Raw genomic sequence first — 16,278 nt, forward strand, 5'->3', positions numbered from 1 at the left:
CCGTCCCGTTCTGTCCTGCCTGTTACGGCTTTTCGCCCGTACTGGTTTCATCTGTGCCCAGCGCATCGGCAAGTCGGGCCTGGGCCGATCCGGGACGCAGTGGTTTCTGCTGGCTTTCGTGCGGCGCCCATCCGGCAAGGAACACAAACTCGAACGTCGCGTGGATTCGGCCGTCCCGGTCTGCATTTCGAGCGTATCTTGCTGCGGTCTCGGCAAACACCTCGCGGGAAGTGAAGCCCGCACGGGTCTCCATCGCGTTGCCTTCGCCCATCGCACGCAAATCGCGCATGAGCGCGAGAGCGTCGGTGTAGGAGACGTCGCGCTGCGAGCTATCCGCCACTGGGAGAGCGAAACCGGCCCGTTGGAGCAGGGCACCAAGATCGCGCAGCTCGCCCATCGGAAGCAGCCGCGGAGAAAGTCCCCCGCTCTGCGCGACCTCAGCGCCCGTCAGCGAAGCGCGAAGTTCGGTCAGCGTGTCGCCCCCGTACATGACACCAAGGAAAAACCCGTCGGGTTTGAGAGCCCGATGACATTGGATAAGTTGCCCGACCGGGTCGTTCGCCCAGTGAAGCGACAATCCGTGAATGACCAGGTCATGGGTGCCCGGCTCGAGCGCAAGCGTCTCATCATCCGCGACGATCCGGGCATTTGGAAAGGCCTTGCGCCACACGTCGGGAAAACCGGTCACAACGGCTGCTGCCGTAAAGGTTCTGTTAACCTCTTCCAGCCGATCCTGAACCTCGAAAGCCGCGTCCTCTTGCAGGAACATTCCGTCCGCAGTCGCGCGGGCGCGGGTCAGGGTCAGGCGTCGGGGATCGGTCAGTCTGGACATGGCGCGGCACCATAGATGGAGGGCCACGGAATGCAATCGCTGCTCCGCGCGATCTACCCCGCGCAATGTGCGTCTTGCGGCGAGATCGTCGAGGGGGACGGCGGGCTGTGCGGACCTTGTTGGCGGGACACCCGGTTCGTGACCGGACACGTTTGCGACAAATGCGGTGTCGGCTTACCCGGCGAAGGTGATGGCGCACTGGACCTGTGCGACGACTGCATGACAATCGCGCGCCCGTGGTCGCGCGGCCGCACTGCTTTTGCTTATTCAGGAAAAGGACGTCGGCTCGTGCTTGCACTGAAGCATTCGGACAGGCCGGACATCGCGATTCCAGCCGCGCGCTGGATCGCTCAGGCGGCGCGACCTCTGCTATCCACCGGCATGGTTATCGTTCCGGTTCCGTCCCATTGGACCAGGCTTTTCCGGCGGCGCTACAATCAGGCCGCAGAAATCTCGCGCGCGCTGGGCCGGGAAACCGGGCTTTCCGTGTTTCCGAACGCGCTTGTCCGGTTGAAAGGCGGTGAAACGCAGGGCGGCAAGACACACGATCAAAGGTTCGCTAACGTGCAGGGGAACATTGAGCCACATCCAAAACATGGATGCGCGCTGGATCGACGGAACGTGCTGATCGTCGATGATGTCATGACATCGGGTGCCACGCTCGCTGCTACATGCGACGCCGCTTTTTTGGCAGGTGCTAGTGACGTCTGCGTTGCAACACTGGCGCGAGTTGCCCGTGATACCTAAATTGCTTTCAAAGGGTTCAACCCAATGAAGGACAATCGATGCAACCAGTCACAATCTACACCACGCCATTTTGCGGTTTCTGCCATGCCGCGAAACGGCTCCTGAAAACCAAGGGCGTCACGTTCGAAGAAATCGACGTCAGCAGCGATCCCGAGCTAAAGCAGGAAATGATGACCCGCGCCGGGCGACACACCGTTCCCCAGATCTGGGTCGGCAAGACACACGTCGGGGGATTCGATGAACTGAACGCGCTGGAACGTGGCGGTAAACTCGACCCGCTCCTGGCAAACTGATGCGAGCAGGGCTGGTTCAGATTTGTGCGGGCGACGACCCGCAAAAGAACTTGCCACTGACCCTCGCGCGCGTGGCCGAAGCAGTCGACGGCGGGGCGGAACTCGTCCTGACGCCTGAGGTTACCAACTGTGTCTCGACCTCGCGCAAACGACAGAGTGAAGTCCTGACGCGCGAAGAAGACGACGTCACGCTGAATGGCCTGCGGAAGGCTGCGCAAACACATGAGGTTTGGATCCTGATCGGGTCGCTGGCGCTGAAGACCGACGATCCTGACGGTCGATTCGCCAACCGATCGTTCCTCATTGCGCCATCCGGCGAGGTCACCGCGCGCTACGACAAGATTCACATGTTCGACGTTGATGTGTCCGAAACCGAGAGTTACCGCGAAAGCGCGGGCTACCGGCCCGGCACCCGTGCGGTGCTCGGGCACACCGACCATACGACACTCGGCATGACCATCTGCTACGACCTGCGGTTTCCGAATCTGTACCATGCCCTGGCGAAGGAAGGTGCGGAAGTGCTTACGGTTCCCTCCGCCTTCTCGCCCGGAACCGGCCCCGCGCATTGGGAAACGTTGCTGCGTGCACGCGCGATCGAAACCGGCTGTTTTGTCTTGGCCCCGGCGCAGACCGGCCAGAACACAGACAGGCGGGCCACCTATGGTCACTCTCTCGCCGTCGCGCCGTGGGGCGAGGTTCTTGTCGATGCCGGCGAGGAACCCTGCGTCACCTTGGTTGATCTTGACCTGTCGCTTGTGGAAAAGTCGCGCCAACGCATTCCTTCGGTTTTCAACGACCGGTCTTTCGAAAGCCCGACATGAGCGACAGCCAGACGGACAGCCTTTCAGTCGCGCTGTTCAGCGAGATGTTCATGGCCGACCAATTGGCCAGAACTGCGCTGTCCAAGGCGATGCCGAAAGGTATGGAGCTGAGCCATTTTTCGGTTCTTAACCATCTGTCTCGGGTGGGAGAGGCGCGAAGCCCGGCTCAGCTTGCGAAGTCTTTCCACGTCACGCGCGGCGCGATGACCAATACCCTCGCCAAGCTCGAATGGGCCGGACACATCCATATCCATCCGGATTGGGACGACGCGCGACGCAAACAGGTCACGATTTCACCCGCCGGACGCAAAGCCCGTGACGCCGCGCTGGCTGCGATCACGCCGATCATTTCCGATGTCGTGCGCTCCATCGGCCCGGACAACGTGCGCGCCGTGCTTCCGGTTCTGCGCGAGATGCGCGCCAAGTTCGACGCGCAGAGCTAACTCTGAACCAAAAAAGCCGCCCCGGGTGAGGGCGGCTTTCCTGTCTTGAAAGACTTCAAGTTCAGTTCGTCTTGGCGCCTTCTCCTTGCGCCTGCTGGCGGCGGGAAATCTCTTGCCGGTACAGCGCGACGAAATCGACGTTGTCGAGGTTCACGGGCGGGAAGCCCCCGTCACGGGTCACGTCCGATACGATCCGGCGCACGAAGGGGAAGAGCTGGCGCGGGCACTCGATCAAGAGGAACGGATGAAGCTGATCCTCCGGCACGTTTTCCACATGGAACAAGCCAGCGTAGTCCAGCTCCAAAATGAAAAGCTCGGTGCCGGTGCCTTTGTTGGTGGAGACCACCTTGAACTTGGACAGCACTTCGTACTGGTTATCTGCCTGCCGCTTCTTGGCGTCCAGTGCGACCTCGACCTTCAGCTCGGGTTGAACCTCGCCGGTTGCGCCCTTTTGCACGAGGATGTTCTCGAACGACATGTCGCGAATGTACTGGCCGAGAATTCGCATCGTTGGCTGAACCGGTTGTTGCGGTGCGCCGCTGTTGGCTTCTTCCGCCATTATGTCTCTCCATGAATTTCTAAGTCGGAGCTTTCTAGCAAGAAGCGGCGGGGGCCTCAACGCCAACCCTTTCCACGACGGGTGCCCAAAGGTATCAGGAAGCATGAAGATCATGATCCCAGGCTGGGTTGACGGCACCCTGCAACCTGTCGAGAAACTCGCGGCTCATGTTCAAGGGCTGCGGCACCGAGCCGTATCCGTGTTTCTCGTCCACGACGACGAGATCCTGATCCAGCAAAGGGCGGCTGGAAAATACCACACACCTGGGCTTTGGGCGAACACCTGTTGCACTCACCCGCATTGGGATGAGGACCCCAAGGCCTGCGCAGTTCGGCGGCTGGAAGAGGAACTCGGTATCACCGGGGTAGATCCGGAGTGGAAAGACCAGATCGAGTATCGCGCGGATGTCGGACAGGGCCTTACGGAACACGAAGTGGTCGACTTGTTCCTTGTGCAATGCACGGACCGCCCGGTCCTGCACCTGAACCCCGACGAGGTGGATGGTGTCCGGTGGGTCTCGCTCGAACATCTTGAGAAAGAGGCGTCTGAGTACCCGGAACGCTTCACGCCCTGGCTGCGCATCTACCTCGCAGAGCACAAGCTGTCAGTGTTTGGTCCAGCCTGACGGGCCCCGGTCGGGTTCGTGAGTCGGTTGTTTGGGTGGCGAAACCTCTTCGTATTCACCATCAATCACATCATTGCGGCGATACGTCTGCGTGGTCCCACTGGTATGCACCGTGAAGCTCTTTTGCACATTCACCCTCCGCGCGATCTCACGGAACGCCCACCGTCGAAATCCGGGAACGAGCAGCAGGAAGCCGACCGCATCGGTGAAGAAACCTGGTGTCAGCAACAACGCGCCTGAAAACAGGATCATGGCCCCGTGTGCCAGCGGCTCAGAGGGGTCTGACAATTCGTTGAAGCTGGCGCGTACCTGACCCAGCGCCATCGCACCCTGAGCGCGGACCATGTAGGAGCCGATGATCGCTGTCACGAGCACGATAAGCAGCGTCGGCCAAAGGCCGATCAGCCCGCCGACCTGAATGAAAAGGCCGATCTCGATCAACGGGACCGCGATGAATGCAAGCAAGAGCCACATGGCTTCCTCATATGTTGACTGGGGGCTGGTAGACTTGCCCCTGCCCAGCGCCTACATATGTTCCGAACGCGGAAAATCAAACCGCGCCCTGAAATGAGGTTCGAATGTCTTCACCGATCATCCAGCTGATCGTTCTCGCCGCCATCGCGATTTTCCTGATCCTCCGACTGCGCGATGTGCTCGGCACGCGGGAAGGGTTCGAGAAACCCGTGGTGTCGCGCAGCGAGACCGAAAAGGTCGATAACCGCAACCGCTTCGAAGTGATCGAAGGCGGGCCCGACACCGACATCACCGACCACATTGAGGAGCCGGACAGCGTCGAAGCCCTGACCAAGATGAAAAAGGCTGAGCCGTCGTTCGGCGTCAGCGATTTTCTTGGCGGTGCGCGTGGCGCGTATGAAATGATCCTCATGGCCTTCGAGGCGGGCGACCTCGCCAAGATCAAGCCGTTTCTGTCCGATGAGGTTTACGACAGCTTCGCCGCCGTCGTGGAACAGCGCGAAAAGGATGGCTACAAGATCGAGGCCAATTTCGTGGGGCTGCGCGAGCTGAAGCTGGTCGAGGCCGAATTCGACGAGCAATCGAAAGAGGGCGACATCACCATTCGCTTTGTTGGCGAACTGACGTCGGTCGTGCGCGACAAGGCGGGCGAGATCATCGAAGGCAACCCGAAGGAAGTGAAGCGGCAGAAGGATGTCTGGACCTTCTCGCGGATCATGGGATCATCCGACCCGAACTGGCAGCTCGTCGCAACGGGCGGCTGACATGGGGCGCCTGGTCGGCCTCGCGCTCGCAGGGCTGGTCGCTCTCGCCGGGCCGGTGCGGGCGGCGCTCGACGAGGCCGAAGTTTCCCTTCTGTCCTTCTCTGACCTTCCTGGCTGGGAACAGGACGATCATGGTGCCGCGTTCAACGCGTTTTTGCATACTTGCGAATTGCTCGATGACCCCCAATGGGATCCAATCTGCGCTGTGGGGTTCGATTTCACGGGTTTGCCGCGCGACTTTTTCGAGCTGTTCTTTCGCCCAGTGATGATCGAGGACGGGCAGCCCGGTCTTTTCACTGCCTATTACGAGCCTGAGATTCGCGGCTCGGAACGCCGTTCCGGTCGTTTCGACATCCCCGTCTATGCGCGGCCACCAGAGATCGCGGCAGGCACCGCAAACTATACCCGCCGCGAGATCGAGGAAGAGGGCGTCCTTTCCGGAAGGGGGCTTGAGATCGCCTGGGTCGAAGATCCGGTCGAGCTTCAGTTTCTCCAAATTCAGGGGTCAGGGCGCATCCGCCTTTCAGACGGCTCGTCGATCCGTCTCGGGTTCGGAGGACACAATGGTCATAGCTTCCGCTCTCTCGGGGATGAGCTTGTGCGACGGGGGATCTATTCAATCCATCAAGTGTCTGCCGAAGTCATCAAAAACTGGGTGGCACGCAACCCTGTGGAGGGTCGCGACCTTCTGAGCCACAACACGTCCTACGTCTTTTTCACCGAACTCGAACATCTGCCGCCGACATCCGGACCGATCGGCGCGATGGCACGGTCGATCTCGGCCGGGCGCACGATTGCCGTTGATCCGGAATATACGCCTCTCGGCGCGCCAGTGTGGATCGACAAGGGCGGTGCGGAACCGTTTTCGCGTCTCATGGTGGCGCAGGATACGGGGTCACGGATAAAGGGCGCACAAAGAGCCGATATTTTCTGGGGCACCGGCGATGACGCGGGTAAGGAGGCCGGTCGGATCAAGGACCCCGGACGGCTAGTCGTGTTGCTCCCGATCCAGCGGGCCTATTCGCTGGTTCCGGAAGACTGACGTGGCGCGGCGGCCAAGGCATCTGAGCGCCGAAGAACGAGCGCTGTGGGACGAGGTTGCCCGGCGCACGCAGCCGATGCGGCGTGACAAACCGGCGCAAGGTGCAAAAGACGCTTTGGTGCCGGAGCCGAAACCCGCGCCGAAACCGTTGAAATTCGACGAATTTCGCGTGGGTGACAAAGCCAAGACATCGCTCCCGCCACACGACGTGGCAGCCCCCATCCGCGACAGTGTGTCTGGACGGCCTGTCGAGATGGACAGGAAGCGATTCCAGCAGTTGAAACGCGGCAAGATGAAGCCCGAAGCCCGCATCGACCTGCACGGGATGACGATGGCGCAGGCACATCCAGCACTTCTTCGTTTCATTCTGGAGTCGGCGTCGCAAGGGCGGAGACTGGTGCTTGTGATCACTGGCAAAGGGAAGGTGCGTGATCATCCGGGTCCAATCCCGGAGCGGCACGGTGTGTTGCGACATCAGGTGCCGCATTGGCTCCAGTCACCTCCGCTGCGCACGCATGTTCTTCAGCTTACCGAAGCCCATCACAAGCACGGCGGGCTTGGGGCCTATTACGTCTACTTGCGCCGAGGGCGCTAAACTGAGTTGGACCAGAGGGCCTTGTCCCCAAGTGCTTCGACAAAGGCCGCATGCGCGGCCTGTTCTTCCGGAGTAAGCCGGGACGGCAGCGGTTCGGGTCGCGGACGCGGGCGCCAGGTTTCTTGCGGATCCGCGTCGTTGGTCGAAGATTCGAGCGCGCCAAGAACGAGGCCCGGTTGCCTGCCGCCGATTAACTCCAGATACACCTCCGCCAAGATCTCGGAGTCGAGAAGGGCGCCGTGCAGTGTCCGGTGGGAATTGTCGATCCCAAACCTCCGGCACAATGCGTCGAGTGAGTTGCCAGCGCCCGGGTATTTCTTGCGTGCGATCAGGAGTGTGTCGACAGCCTGTTCCATCGGAATGCGCGGCCGGTTGCACCAACCGAGTTCGGCATTCAGAAACGGCACATCGAACGACGCATTGTGAATCACGAGTTTTGCATCGCCGATGAAGTCGAGAAACGCATCCGCCACATCCTTGAAGACCGGGTAATCCCGCAGGAATTCCTGCGATAACCCGTGAACCTGAAACGCGCCTTCGGGCACGTCGCGTTCCGGGTTGATGTATTGGTGGTAGGTGCGGCCCGTTGGCATGTGGTTGAACAGTTCGACTGCCCCGATCTCGACCATACGGTCACCGGTTTTTGGGTCAAACCCGGTCGTTTCAGTATCAAGCACCACTTCACGCATTGCCGATGTCCTTTCGTATCCGCTCGAGGACAGAGTGAACCTGCGCGCGCGCGCCTTCAAGGGTAAGGGTTTCGATCACAAAATCCGCCCGCGCGCGTTTTTCAGCGTCTGGCATCTGTTTTGCCTTGATGGCCTCAAACGCGGCTTCAGACATTGTGCCACGGGCGAGGACTCTTTCGCGCTGCACGTCGTCTGGCACCGACACTACGATGACCGCGTCCATTGCCATGTTTCCGCCGGTTTCGAACAGGAGCGGTATGTCAAACAGAACAATCTCGGCATCCGCGTCACTAAGGAATTTCTGTCGATCCTGACCGACAAGCGGGTGAACGATGGCCTCGATCTTGCCCAACGCCTCCGGATCCTTTGCTATCCAGTCCTTCAGAACATCGCGGCTGACGGCGCCATCGACGATGGCTTCAGGCCGGACCGCTCTTATCGGTTCGACCGCTGCGCCGCCGGGGGCATAAAGCCGATGAACAGAGGCATCGGCATCCCAGACCGGCACGCCTGCCTCTGCGAACATCTTCGCGGTCGTGCTTTTCCCCATTCCTATGGAGCCGGTGAGGCCGATGACGTAGGTCATGACGCCGCCGCAATCCGTGCCGCCTCGTCGTTCGGTGGTCGGTGACCAAACCAGCGCTCGAAGCTCGGCGTCGCCTGACAGATGAGCATCCCCACGCCATCCGCGACATGGCACCCGTAGGCAGCAGCCTGTTGGAGAAATCGGGTCTGTGGCGGATCGACAGTGAGGTCACAAGCCACGGCTCCGGGCGTTAAACCGTCCAGTGGAACGCGAAACTCCGAATGACCGGCGCTCCCCAAAGGGGTTGCGTTGACCACGGTCGCTGCACCCTCGGCCATATTGCCAGCCTTGAGCCAGTCCACCACTTCGATCCGTGTGCCGAACTCGCTTCGCAGCTGCTCAGCCTTGGGCCGCGTGCGCGAGGTCAGACGGATCTCCGTCACACCCACTTCAATCAACGCTGATATGACCACGCGTGCCGTGCGACCCGCCCCATAAATGGCTGCGGGAGCAACACGCGGATTCCAGTGCGGCATGGTCTGCCGGATGTTTTCGATGAATCCGTACCCGTCAGTGTTGTCTGCGTGTATCTTGCCATCTCGACGGAAAATCAGCGTATTCGCCCCTGACATGAGAGCGGCCCGGTCCGTGATGATGTCAGCATGGTCCAGCACGATCTTCTGGAAGCTCTGCGACACATGCAGACCGACAAAGCCGGCCTTCGGCAGTGCGGAAATTATTTCTCCGATGTTCTGCTCTTCTACTGTCAGGGGTAGATACCGCCCCGGAAGCTGCGTCGCCCAGAGCCAATGGTCGAACAACGCGGGCAGTCGACTCACCTCGCCAGGGGCGAGCATCACGGCCGCGATCGGCATTGGCGCATCTGTCATGACTCCAGATCTCCCCTGATGATGAGATAGGATATCAGCTCGGTCAGCGGCAAGCCGAGAACATTGAAATACGAGCCATTAATTTGTGTGAAAAGCCGGACCCCTTCCTCCTCGAGTTTGTAGGCGCCAACCGAATGTCGGACGCTCTCCCAGTTTCGGTCCACATAGGAGTCGATATAGGACGTGGACAGGTCGCGCATTGTCATCCGGACCACTCCCACATGGCGCCAGATCGGCTCATTTTCGTGATAGATGACCGCGGCCGACATCAGATGGTGCGTCTGACCGGATAACTTCGCGAGCTGGTTACAGGCTGCTTCCGGCGTTTCGGGCTTGGTCATTATTTCACCCTTCAGCGCAGCGATCTGATCACATCCAAGGACAAGCGCTTCCGGTCGTTTCCCACCGACCTTGCGCGCTTTGTACTCTGCCAAGACATCCGACACATCACGCGGCGAGGCTTTCTCCGCATCCAGACCAGCGCGCAAAGCCGATTCGTCGACGCGAGCCGGAAGAACTTCGAAATCGATGCGGGCATTGGCAAGCAACTGGGCCCGAGTTTCGGAGCCGGAGGCGAGGATCAGCGGCGTGGCCATGTTGGGAACCCTGTGGAAAATCTCTGTTTGTTCTTCCTTATGCGATTGTGAGCCAGTGTGTGCAATTCTGGCTTTCACTGGTATCGGCGGGTTTCCGACATTCTGTTCGGACACCGCTCCACACCCGAAATCAGTTTTGTACGGCTTGGGCATGAAATGCCGTAAGAACAGACAATCCCCGAGATTATGCACATGGCAAATTTTCATTAACTTCTTGAAAATAAATAGAAAATAATTCTATTTCCATGGTCTGAACGAACTTATCCAATCCAGAGCGTGATTGCGGGCGAGTTTGCGGATAAGCGGGTAATCCCCATTACCCACAGGCCCTACATCCTTCATCAACTCTTAATCTATCTTTCTTTATTTAAGGATGGTCAGAGATGACGGCAGCCAAGGGACCTGCAAAGAAGGGCAAGATTGACTTGGCATGGCTCGTTGCCTATATCCGGCTCACGCGAGGGCCGTCCGGCTTTTCGTTTTTCCATTCCCGAGACCCGACCGCGCCCTGCGCCGTCAGATTGGTGACTCCCAATGACACAACGATTGAACCTGTCCGACCTGAAGGCGCAGAGCCCCAAGGATCTTCTTTCTCTGGCTGAGGAACTGGAGATTGAGAACGCCTCGACCATGCGCAAAGGGGAGATGATGTTCCAGATCCTGCAAGCGCGGGCCGAAGACGGGTGGGAGATCGCTGGCGACGGCGTGCTCGAGGTGCTTCAGGATGGCTTCGGTTTTCTGCGCTCGCCAGAGGCAAACTATCTGCCGGGTCCCGATGACATCTATATGTCGCCCGACATGATCCGGAAGCACTCGCTCCGGACGGGGGACACCGTTGAAGGCGTCATTTCCGCGCCCGGTGAGAACGAGAATTATTTTGCGATCACGTTGGTCGAGAAGATCAACTTCACAGATCCCGAGACCGCGCGGCACAAGGTGGCGTTCGACAACCTGACGCCGCTGCACCCGGATGAGCGGCTGAAGATGGAGATCGAGGATCCGACGATCAAGGATCGCTCGGCCCGCATTATCGACCTGGTCGCACCAATCGGCAAAGGCCAGCGATCACTGATCGTGGCGCCTCCGCGGACCGGCAAAACCGTGCTCATGCAGAACATCGCGCATTCGATTTCGGTCAATCACCCCGAGGTTTATCTGATCGTTCTTCTGATCGATGAGCGGCCCGAAGAAGTCACGGACATGAAACGCTCCGTGAAGGGGGAGGTCGTTGCCTCGACCTTCGATGAGCCGGCCTCGCGCCACGTTGCGGTGTCGGAAATGGTTATCGAGAAGGCGAAGCGCCTTGTGGAGCATAAGCGTGACGTTGTCATTTTGCTCGACTCCATCACGCGTCTCGGGCGGGCATTTAACACGACCGTCCCGTCTTCCGGGAAGGTCTTGACTGGTGGTGTGGATGCGAACGCGCTCCAGCGTCCCAAACGGTTCTTCGGTGCCGCGCGGAACATCGAAGAGGGCGGGTCTCTGACGATCATCGCGACGGCCCTGATCGATACGGGCAGCCGGATGGACGAGGTGATCTTTGAGGAATTCAAAGGCACCGGTAACTCGGAACTGGTTCTGGATCGGAAGGTCTCGGATAAGCGGATCTTCCCGGCCATGGATATCCTCAAGTCCGGTACGCGGAAAGAAGAGCTCTTGGTGGATGCAAAGGACTTGCAGAAGACCTATGTGCTGCGTCGTATTCTGAACCCGATGGGGACCACGGATGCGATAGAGTTCCTGATCTCGAAGCTCAAGCAGACGAAGAGCAACGACGACTTCTTCGACTCGATGAACGCCTGATCCCTGTTTTAAAACAACAGGTTACACATGGATACGATCTTTGCACTCGCTTCTGCGCGGGGGAAGGCTGGCGTAGCCGTGATCCGGGTTTCCGGTCCGGATGCATTCTCTGCCGGGCGCTCGCTAGCTGGTCAATTGCCGGAGCCCCGACGCTCGGGCGTGCGTGTGTTGCGCGGTACCAACGGTGACTTGGATGAAGCGCTTGTTCTGACCTTTGAGGCGGGTCACAGCTTCACCGGTGAAGACGTTGTCGAGTTCCACCTTCACGGTTCGACCGCTGTGGTCAGCGCAGTCTTAAGTGAGCTTGAGCGGATACCCGCATTGCGGCTTGCCGAAGCGGGAGAGTTCACGCGGCGCGCTCTGGAGAACGAACGACTCGACCTGGCTCAGGTCGAGGGGCTTGCGGATCTCATCGACAGTGAAACTGAGGCGCAGAGACGGCAAGCTCTGCGTGTGCTGTCTGGTGCTCTTGGAGAAAAAGCCGAAGTTTGGCGCAGCGATTTGATACGCGCCGCGGCGCTCCTTGAAGCCACGATTGATTTTGCGGATGAGGAGGTTCCGGAAAACGTAGCCCCGGAGGTCCTTCAGCTGATTGACCGGACGTCTCAGGGCCTGGTGGCGGAGTCCAAGGGTGCCATCATTTCAGAGCGTATTCGTGATGGCTTCGAGGTGGCCATTGTGGGTGCGCCGAATGCAGGCAAATCCACCCTCCTTAATGCCCTCGCGGGACGGGAAGCGGCGATCACGTCCGATATTGCGGGGACGACGCGGGACGTGATCGAGGTTCGGATGGATGTGGGCGGACTTCCTGTCACGATCTTGGATACAGCAGGTATCCGGAGTTCGGAAGATTTGGTTGAGCGTTTGGGGATCGAACGCGCGAGGGTTCGGGCGGCGGAAGCTGATCTCCGGGTCTTTCTTCTGTCCGAAGAGCCTCTGGATTTTGAACCCGTCGGTGATGATATTGTCGTGAGGGGAAAGGGCGATCTTACAGGGGGTGGCGTATCGGGGAAGACCGGGCTTGGAATCGACGGCCTTGTTTCCCAGATCTCGGACATCTTGGAGAACCGTGCGGCAGGAGCGGGAACGGCGATCCGGCAGCGCCACCGTATTGCGATCGAGTCCGCTTTGCGGACTTTGGAAACTGCGCGAATCGAGATAGATGCCGGGATGGGACGCTCCGAACTTGCGGCAGAAGAGCTTTGGTCGGCGATAAGGTCGCTCGACTCGCTCGTAGGACGGGTGGATGTTGAGATGGTACTGGACGAAATATTCTCCAGTTTCTGCCTCGGTAAATGAGAATTCACAGAGGGAGTGTTTCACGTGAAACATTCTGATTTTGACGTCATTGTTGTGGGTGGTGGACATGCAGGGGTGGACGCCGCAGCAGCTAGCGCTCGCCTAGGGGCTCGGACCGCCCTTATCACCCTACGGAAGAGCGACCTTGGGGTGATGTCATGCAATCCTGCAATTGGTGGCTTGGGAAAAGGGCACCTTGTGCGTGAAATTGATGCGCTGGATGGCCTTATGGGGCGTGCGGCGGATTACGCAGGCATTCAATTCCGGTTACTGAACCGGTCGAAGGGACCTGCAGTCCAGGGCCCCAGGGCTCAAGCTGACCGCACGTTGTACCGTGCGGCGATCGCTCGATTGGTGAAAGAACAGCGCGGACTTCATCTAGTTGAGGGAGAAGTTACGGAACTTCTTTTGGACGGTGACCGGGTAACCGGAGTCGTATTGGAGGATGGAGCTCGGCTTGTCGCGTCATCGGTTGTGTTGACCACTGGTACATTTCTACGTGGCGTCATCCATATCGGAGATAAAAAGCGGGTCGGGGGACGGATGGGCGATCGTCCGTCCGTGCGCCTGGCCGAGCAGATTGACAGTTTCGGCCTACCGCTAGGTCGCCTCAAGACCGGCACGCCACCGCGTCTGAATGGCAGGACCATAAGCTGGGATATCCTCGGCACACAGCCCGGCGACGACCAACCGGAAATGTTCTCCTTCCTTAGCCGTAAGCCCGAAGTGCGGCAAGTCTCTTGCGGAATAACGCATACGAATGAGGCGACCCACGACATCATTCGCGCCAACTTGGATCGTTCTGCGATGTATGGAGGTATGATCGATGGTGTTGGTCCAAGGTATTGCCCGTCGATTGAAGATAAGGTTGTGCGTTTTGCCGAGAAGACGTCACATCAGATCTTTCTGGAACCCGAAGGCCTTGATGTTGATACCGTCTATCCCAACGGCATCTCCACCTCTTTGCCCGTCGACGTTCAAGAGGCTTATGTTCGTTCGATTGCCGGCCTGGAAGCGGCCGAAATCACTCAGCCCGGTTACGCGATAGAATACGATTACGTTGATCCGCGAGCACTGCGTACCACGCTTGAGCTCCGTGACGTGCCCGGCCTCTTTCTCGCTGGCCAAATCAACGGGACGACCGGGTATGAGGAAGCGGCCGCGCAGGGAATCGTCGCCGGATTCAATGCAGGCTTGGCCGCCTTGGAGGGCGCGCCTTGCGTGTTTTCACGCTCGGAATCCTATATCGGCGTCATGATTGACGATCTGGTGACGCGAGGGGTGACCGAACCTTATCGTATGTTTACCTCTAGAGCTGAATTCCGACTTGCCTTGCGCGCGGACAACGCGGACCAACGCCTTACGCCATTGGCAATCGGTCTTGATGCGATCTCAGATGAGCGTAGATTCGCGTTTCAGAACAAGATGGATCGCCTGAATGCCGCAAAATCTACGTTGAAGTCGAAGACATATACCCCTCAGCAAGTGAACTCGGTGGGGGGGCGTGTGCGGGAGGACGGCACACGCCGGAGCGGGTTTGACCTGTTATCGTTGCCTGACGTGAATTTTGACGCAGTGCTCAAGCTTGAGCCTTCGCTGGAGCAAGTGGATTACGAGGTCCGTGCTCAAGTTTCGAAAGACGCGCTGTACGATCGCTATATTGAGCGGCAGAAGCGTGAAGTCGAGGCGATGCGACGGGATGAAGGCCACGCGATACCCGGTGATTTTGAATATGGTGACCTTGACGGACTGACGGGGGAACTGAAGGCTAAGCTTTCTTCAGTGCGACCAGAAACGCTTGGGCAAGCCGGGCGTATCGAGGGAATGACGCCAGCAGCCTTGACGCTAATTCTCGCAAAGCTTCGGCAGAAGAATCGGGCTCGGAGCGCATGACGCCCGAGCAGTTCGCTGAGACCTCGAATGTTTCACGTGAAACACTCGACAAACTGACGACATACGCCGCTCTGCTTGAGCGGTGGAATCCCAAAATAAACCTGGTTTCCAAACAAACTCTTCCGGAACTATGGAGCCGACACTTTCTGGATTCTGCGCAATTGCTATCGCTTGCGCCTGAAAAGGCGACCAGTTGGCTCGATCTCGGCACTGGGGGCGGGTTCCCGGGTCTGATTGTAGCAATCTTGGCGAGCGAAAAGCGCCCCAAATTGAATGTGACCTGTGTGGAGAGCGATCAGCGAAAATCCGCGTTCCTACGGACCGTAACACGGGAAACGGGAGCATCGGCTACAATCCTCAGCCGTCGTATTGAAATCCTTGAACCTCAAGGTGCCGACATCGTGTCTGCGCGAGCCCTGGCACCCCTGAAAACCCTGCTCGGTTTCGCCAGACGACACCTGTCGTCAGACGGAATCGCACTTTTTCCGAAAGGCTCCAGTTCAGCCCCTGAGATCCAAGAAGCGCTTGAAACATGGACGTTTCAGGCGGATACATACCCCAGCCTGACACATGACAACGCCGTCATTCTCAAGATCGGAGACATTCACCGTGCCTGACACAAAGATTATCGCGGTGACGAACCAGAAGGGCGGTGTTGGAAAGACAACCACGGCAATCAACCTCGCCGCTGCCCTATCTGCGGCCGGATTTGAGGTTCTAATCGTGGACCTTGACCCGCAGGGCAATGCATCAACGGGACTGGGGATCGAAGCCACGGATCGCAAGCTGACCACCTACGACTTGTTGCTCGAAGAAATCCCCCTCGCAGATGTCGTGGTCGAGACGGATGTAGAGAAGCTTTGGATTGCCCCGGCCACGACGGACCTGTCCTCAGCGGACATTGAGTTGGTGGCGAACGAAAAGCGGTCGCATTTGCTGCATGACGCCCTTCGTCCGCCAACCGGCAATGTTTATGATTATGTTCTGATCGACTGCCCTCCCTCGCTGAACCTTCTCACGGTCAACGCCTTGGTTGCAGCCCATTCGGTTCTGATACCACTCCAGTCCGAGTTTTTTGCGCTCGAAGGTCTCAGCCAGTTGATGCTGACAATTCGAGAGGTTCGTGAAGCCGCAAACCCGATGCTCCGGATCGAAGGCGTGGTCCTTACCATGCACGACTTGCGAAACAACTTGGCGCAGCAGGTCGAGGCCGATGCTCGTGAAACGCTTGGTGAGCTCGTCTTCAAGACGGTCGTGCCGCGGAACGTGCGCGTTAGCGAGGCTCCGTCATTCGCGATGCCGGTCATCACATACGATCCGCATTCAAAAGGCAGCCAGGCCTATGTGGCCCTGGCTCAAGAGCTGGTAAAGAAAGCCGGGTAGGAGG

General features: G+C 58.8%; 20 protein-coding genes. 13 read left to right on the forward strand and 7 right to left on the reverse strand.

Going from position 1 to position 16,278, the window contains the following annotated elements; all coding sequences use genetic code 11:
* Positions 1–22 precede the first annotated feature (22 nt).
* Complete coding sequence (locus B2585_RS01875; protein WP_292019397.1) at positions 23–832, reverse strand: methyltransferase domain-containing protein; 810 nt, start codon at positions 830–832, stop codon at positions 23–25.
* A gap of 30 nt (positions 833–862) precedes the next feature.
* Here B2585_RS01875 and B2585_RS01880 point away from each other — a divergent pair, with 30 nt between their 5' ends.
* From B2585_RS01880 to B2585_RS01895, 4 genes are read left to right on the forward strand one after another with little or no spacing between them, the layout of a single operon-like run.
* On the forward strand, positions 863–1,579 hold the full coding sequence (locus tag B2585_RS01880) for a ComF family protein (protein WP_292019399.1): 717 nt from the start codon (positions 863–865) through the stop codon (positions 1,577–1,579).
* A gap of 38 nt (positions 1,580–1,617) precedes the next feature.
* Positions 1,618–1,872, forward strand: a complete 255-nt coding sequence (gene grxC / locus B2585_RS01885) for a glutaredoxin 3 (RefSeq protein WP_292019402.1) — start codon at positions 1,618–1,620, stop codon at positions 1,870–1,872.
* Positions 1,872–2,693 (forward strand): carbon-nitrogen hydrolase family protein, encoded by an 822-nt coding sequence (locus B2585_RS01890; protein WP_292019404.1) that lies wholly within the window; start codon positions 1,872–1,874, stop codon positions 2,691–2,693. The genes grxC and B2585_RS01890 overlap by 1 nt, the downstream gene beginning before the upstream one ends.
* The gene (locus B2585_RS01895) at positions 2,690–3,136 is read left to right on the forward strand and encodes a MarR family winged helix-turn-helix transcriptional regulator (protein ID WP_292019406.1); all 447 of its coding nucleotides are present in this window, start codon (positions 2,690–2,692) and stop codon (positions 3,134–3,136) included. The genes B2585_RS01890 and B2585_RS01895 overlap by 4 nt, the downstream gene beginning before the upstream one ends.
* A gap of 61 nt (positions 3,137–3,197) precedes the next feature.
* Here B2585_RS01895 and secB read toward each other — a convergent pair whose 3' ends face one another.
* Entirely contained in the window at positions 3,198–3,695 is a 498-nt protein-coding gene (gene secB, locus B2585_RS01900) for a protein-export chaperone SecB (RefSeq protein ID WP_292019407.1), read from the reverse strand.
* A 103-nt stretch (positions 3,696–3,798) separates the two neighbouring features.
* Between secB and idi the strand changes: the two genes are divergently transcribed.
* Entirely contained in the window at positions 3,799–4,320 is a 522-nt protein-coding gene (idi, locus tag B2585_RS01905; RefSeq protein WP_292019409.1) for an isopentenyl-diphosphate Delta-isomerase, read from the forward strand.
* Here idi and B2585_RS01910 read toward each other — a convergent pair.
* Positions 4,300–4,794 carry an FxsA family protein gene (locus tag B2585_RS01910; RefSeq protein ID WP_292019411.1) on the reverse strand — a complete coding sequence of 165 codons (495 nt, stop codon included), beginning with the start codon at positions 4,792–4,794 and terminating at the stop codon, positions 4,300–4,302. The genes idi and B2585_RS01910 overlap by 21 nt on opposite strands.
* Positions 4,795–4,898: 104 nt before the next feature.
* Here B2585_RS01910 and B2585_RS01915 point away from each other — a divergent pair, with 104 nt between their 5' ends.
* Genes B2585_RS01915 through B2585_RS01925 form a run of 3 tightly spaced genes read left to right on the forward strand, consistent with a single transcriptional unit; the run spans position 4,899 to position 7,195 of the window.
* Positions 4,899–5,558 (forward strand): Tim44/TimA family putative adaptor protein, encoded by a 660-nt coding sequence (locus tag B2585_RS01915; RefSeq protein WP_292019412.1) that lies wholly within the window; start codon positions 4,899–4,901, stop codon positions 5,556–5,558.
* A gap of 1 nt (position 5,559) precedes the next feature.
* Complete coding sequence (locus B2585_RS01920) at positions 5,560–6,600, forward strand: murein transglycosylase A (RefSeq protein WP_292019413.1); 1,041 nt, start codon at positions 5,560–5,562, stop codon at positions 6,598–6,600.
* Between the two features lies 1 nt (position 6,601).
* On the forward strand, positions 6,602–7,195 hold the full coding sequence (locus B2585_RS01925) for a Smr/MutS family protein (RefSeq protein WP_292019415.1): 594 nt from the start codon (positions 6,602–6,604) through the stop codon (positions 7,193–7,195).
* On the opposite strand, the gene dnaQ is transcribed toward B2585_RS01925, so the two are convergent.
* The 4 genes from dnaQ to B2585_RS01945 are packed head-to-tail and all read right to left on the reverse strand — an operon-like array spanning position 7,192 to position 9,896.
* A complete protein-coding gene (gene dnaQ, locus B2585_RS01930; RefSeq protein WP_292019417.1) occupies positions 7,192–7,884 on the reverse strand; it encodes a DNA polymerase III subunit epsilon in 693 nt (230 codons plus the stop codon). The two genes, B2585_RS01925 and dnaQ, sit on opposite strands and share 4 nt — an antisense overlap.
* Complete coding sequence (gene coaE / locus B2585_RS01935) at positions 7,877–8,470, reverse strand: dephospho-CoA kinase (protein WP_292019419.1); 594 nt, start codon at positions 8,468–8,470, stop codon at positions 7,877–7,879. The genes dnaQ and coaE overlap by 8 nt, the downstream gene beginning before the upstream one ends.
* The gene (locus B2585_RS01940; protein ID WP_292019421.1) at positions 8,467–9,300 is read right to left on the reverse strand and encodes a shikimate dehydrogenase; all 834 of its coding nucleotides are present in this window, start codon (positions 9,298–9,300) and stop codon (positions 8,467–8,469) included. Before B2585_RS01940 ends, coaE begins: the two co-directional genes overlap by 4 nt.
* Positions 9,297–9,896, reverse strand: coding sequence for a Maf family protein (locus B2585_RS01945; RefSeq protein ID WP_292019423.1), 600 nt, complete (start codon positions 9,894–9,896; stop codon positions 9,297–9,299). Before B2585_RS01945 ends, B2585_RS01940 begins: the two co-directional genes overlap by 4 nt.
* Positions 9,897–10,430: 534 nt before the next feature.
* Between B2585_RS01945 and rho the strand changes: the two genes are divergently transcribed.
* The 5 genes from rho to B2585_RS01970 are packed head-to-tail and all read left to right on the forward strand — an operon-like array spanning position 10,431 to position 16,274.
* The gene (gene rho, locus B2585_RS01950) at positions 10,431–11,699 is read left to right on the forward strand and encodes a transcription termination factor Rho (protein ID WP_292019425.1); all 1,269 of its coding nucleotides are present in this window, start codon (positions 10,431–10,433) and stop codon (positions 11,697–11,699) included.
* A gap of 27 nt (positions 11,700–11,726) precedes the next feature.
* On the forward strand, positions 11,727–12,998 hold the full coding sequence (mnmE, locus tag B2585_RS01955; RefSeq protein ID WP_292019426.1) for a tRNA uridine-5-carboxymethylaminomethyl(34) synthesis GTPase MnmE: 1,272 nt from the start codon (positions 11,727–11,729) through the stop codon (positions 12,996–12,998).
* 24 nt (positions 12,999–13,022) lie between these two features.
* A complete protein-coding gene (gene mnmG, locus B2585_RS01960; protein ID WP_292019428.1) occupies positions 13,023–14,891 on the forward strand; it encodes a tRNA uridine-5-carboxymethylaminomethyl(34) synthesis enzyme MnmG in 1,869 nt (622 codons plus the stop codon).
* Positions 14,888–15,508: a 16S rRNA (guanine(527)-N(7))-methyltransferase RsmG gene (gene rsmG / locus B2585_RS01965; protein ID WP_292019430.1), complete on the forward strand. Its 621-nt coding sequence runs from the start codon at positions 14,888–14,890 to the stop codon at positions 15,506–15,508. Before mnmG ends, rsmG begins: the two co-directional genes overlap by 4 nt.
* Positions 15,462–16,274: a ParA family protein gene (locus B2585_RS01970; protein ID WP_292019432.1), complete on the forward strand. Its 813-nt coding sequence runs from the start codon at positions 15,462–15,464 to the stop codon at positions 16,272–16,274. The genes rsmG and B2585_RS01970 overlap by 47 nt, the downstream gene beginning before the upstream one ends.
* Positions 16,275–16,278: the final 4 nt, after the last annotated feature.

It is taken from the genome of Maritimibacter sp. UBA3975, from assembly GCF_002384975.1.
Classification (GTDB): Bacteria; Pseudomonadota; Alphaproteobacteria; order Rhodobacterales; family Rhodobacteraceae; genus Maritimibacter.

Bases quoted from the DNA above. Each gene is read 5' to 3' on its own strand.
- B2585_RS01875 (WP_292019397.1), bottom strand. From the start codon at position 832: ATGTCCAGACTGACCGATCCCCGACGCCTGACCCTGACCCGCGCCCGC.
- B2585_RS01880 (WP_292019399.1), top strand. From the start codon at position 863: ATGCAATCGCTGCTCCGCGCGATCTACCCCGCGCAATGTGCGTCTTGC.
- grxC (WP_292019402.1), top strand. From the start codon at position 1,618: ATGCAACCAGTCACAATCTACACCACGCCATTTTGCGGTTTCTGCCAT.
- B2585_RS01890 (WP_292019404.1), top strand. From the start codon at position 1,872: ATGCGAGCAGGGCTGGTTCAGATTTGTGCGGGCGACGACCCGCAAAAG.
- B2585_RS01895 (WP_292019406.1), top strand. From the start codon at position 2,690: ATGAGCGACAGCCAGACGGACAGCCTTTCAGTCGCGCTGTTCAGCGAG.
- secB (WP_292019407.1), bottom strand. From the start codon at position 3,695: ATGGCGGAAGAAGCCAACAGCGGCGCACCGCAACAACCGGTTCAGCCA.
- idi (WP_292019409.1), top strand. From the start codon at position 3,799: ATGAAGATCATGATCCCAGGCTGGGTTGACGGCACCCTGCAACCTGTC.
- B2585_RS01910 (WP_292019411.1), bottom strand. From the start codon at position 4,794: ATGTGGCTCTTGCTTGCATTCATCGCGGTCCCGTTGATCGAGATCGGC.
- B2585_RS01915 (WP_292019412.1), top strand. From the start codon at position 4,899: ATGTCTTCACCGATCATCCAGCTGATCGTTCTCGCCGCCATCGCGATT.
- B2585_RS01920 (WP_292019413.1), top strand. From the start codon at position 5,560: ATGGGGCGCCTGGTCGGCCTCGCGCTCGCAGGGCTGGTCGCTCTCGCC.
- dnaQ (WP_292019417.1), bottom strand. From the start codon at position 7,884: ATGCGTGAAGTGGTGCTTGATACTGAAACGACCGGGTTTGACCCAAAA.
- coaE (WP_292019419.1), bottom strand. From the start codon at position 8,470: ATGACCTACGTCATCGGCCTCACCGGCTCCATAGGAATGGGGAAAAGC.
- B2585_RS01940 (WP_292019421.1), bottom strand. From the start codon at position 9,300: ATGACAGATGCGCCAATGCCGATCGCGGCCGTGATGCTCGCCCCTGGC.
- B2585_RS01945 (WP_292019423.1), bottom strand. From the start codon at position 9,896: ATGGCCACGCCGCTGATCCTCGCCTCCGGCTCCGAAACTCGGGCCCAG.
- rho (WP_292019425.1), top strand. From the start codon at position 10,431: ATGACACAACGATTGAACCTGTCCGACCTGAAGGCGCAGAGCCCCAAG.
- mnmE (WP_292019426.1), top strand. From the start codon at position 11,727: ATGGATACGATCTTTGCACTCGCTTCTGCGCGGGGGAAGGCTGGCGTA.
- rsmG (WP_292019430.1), top strand. From the start codon at position 14,888: ATGACGCCCGAGCAGTTCGCTGAGACCTCGAATGTTTCACGTGAAACA.
- B2585_RS01970 (WP_292019432.1), top strand. From the start codon at position 15,462: ATGACAACGCCGTCATTCTCAAGATCGGAGACATTCACCGTGCCTGAC.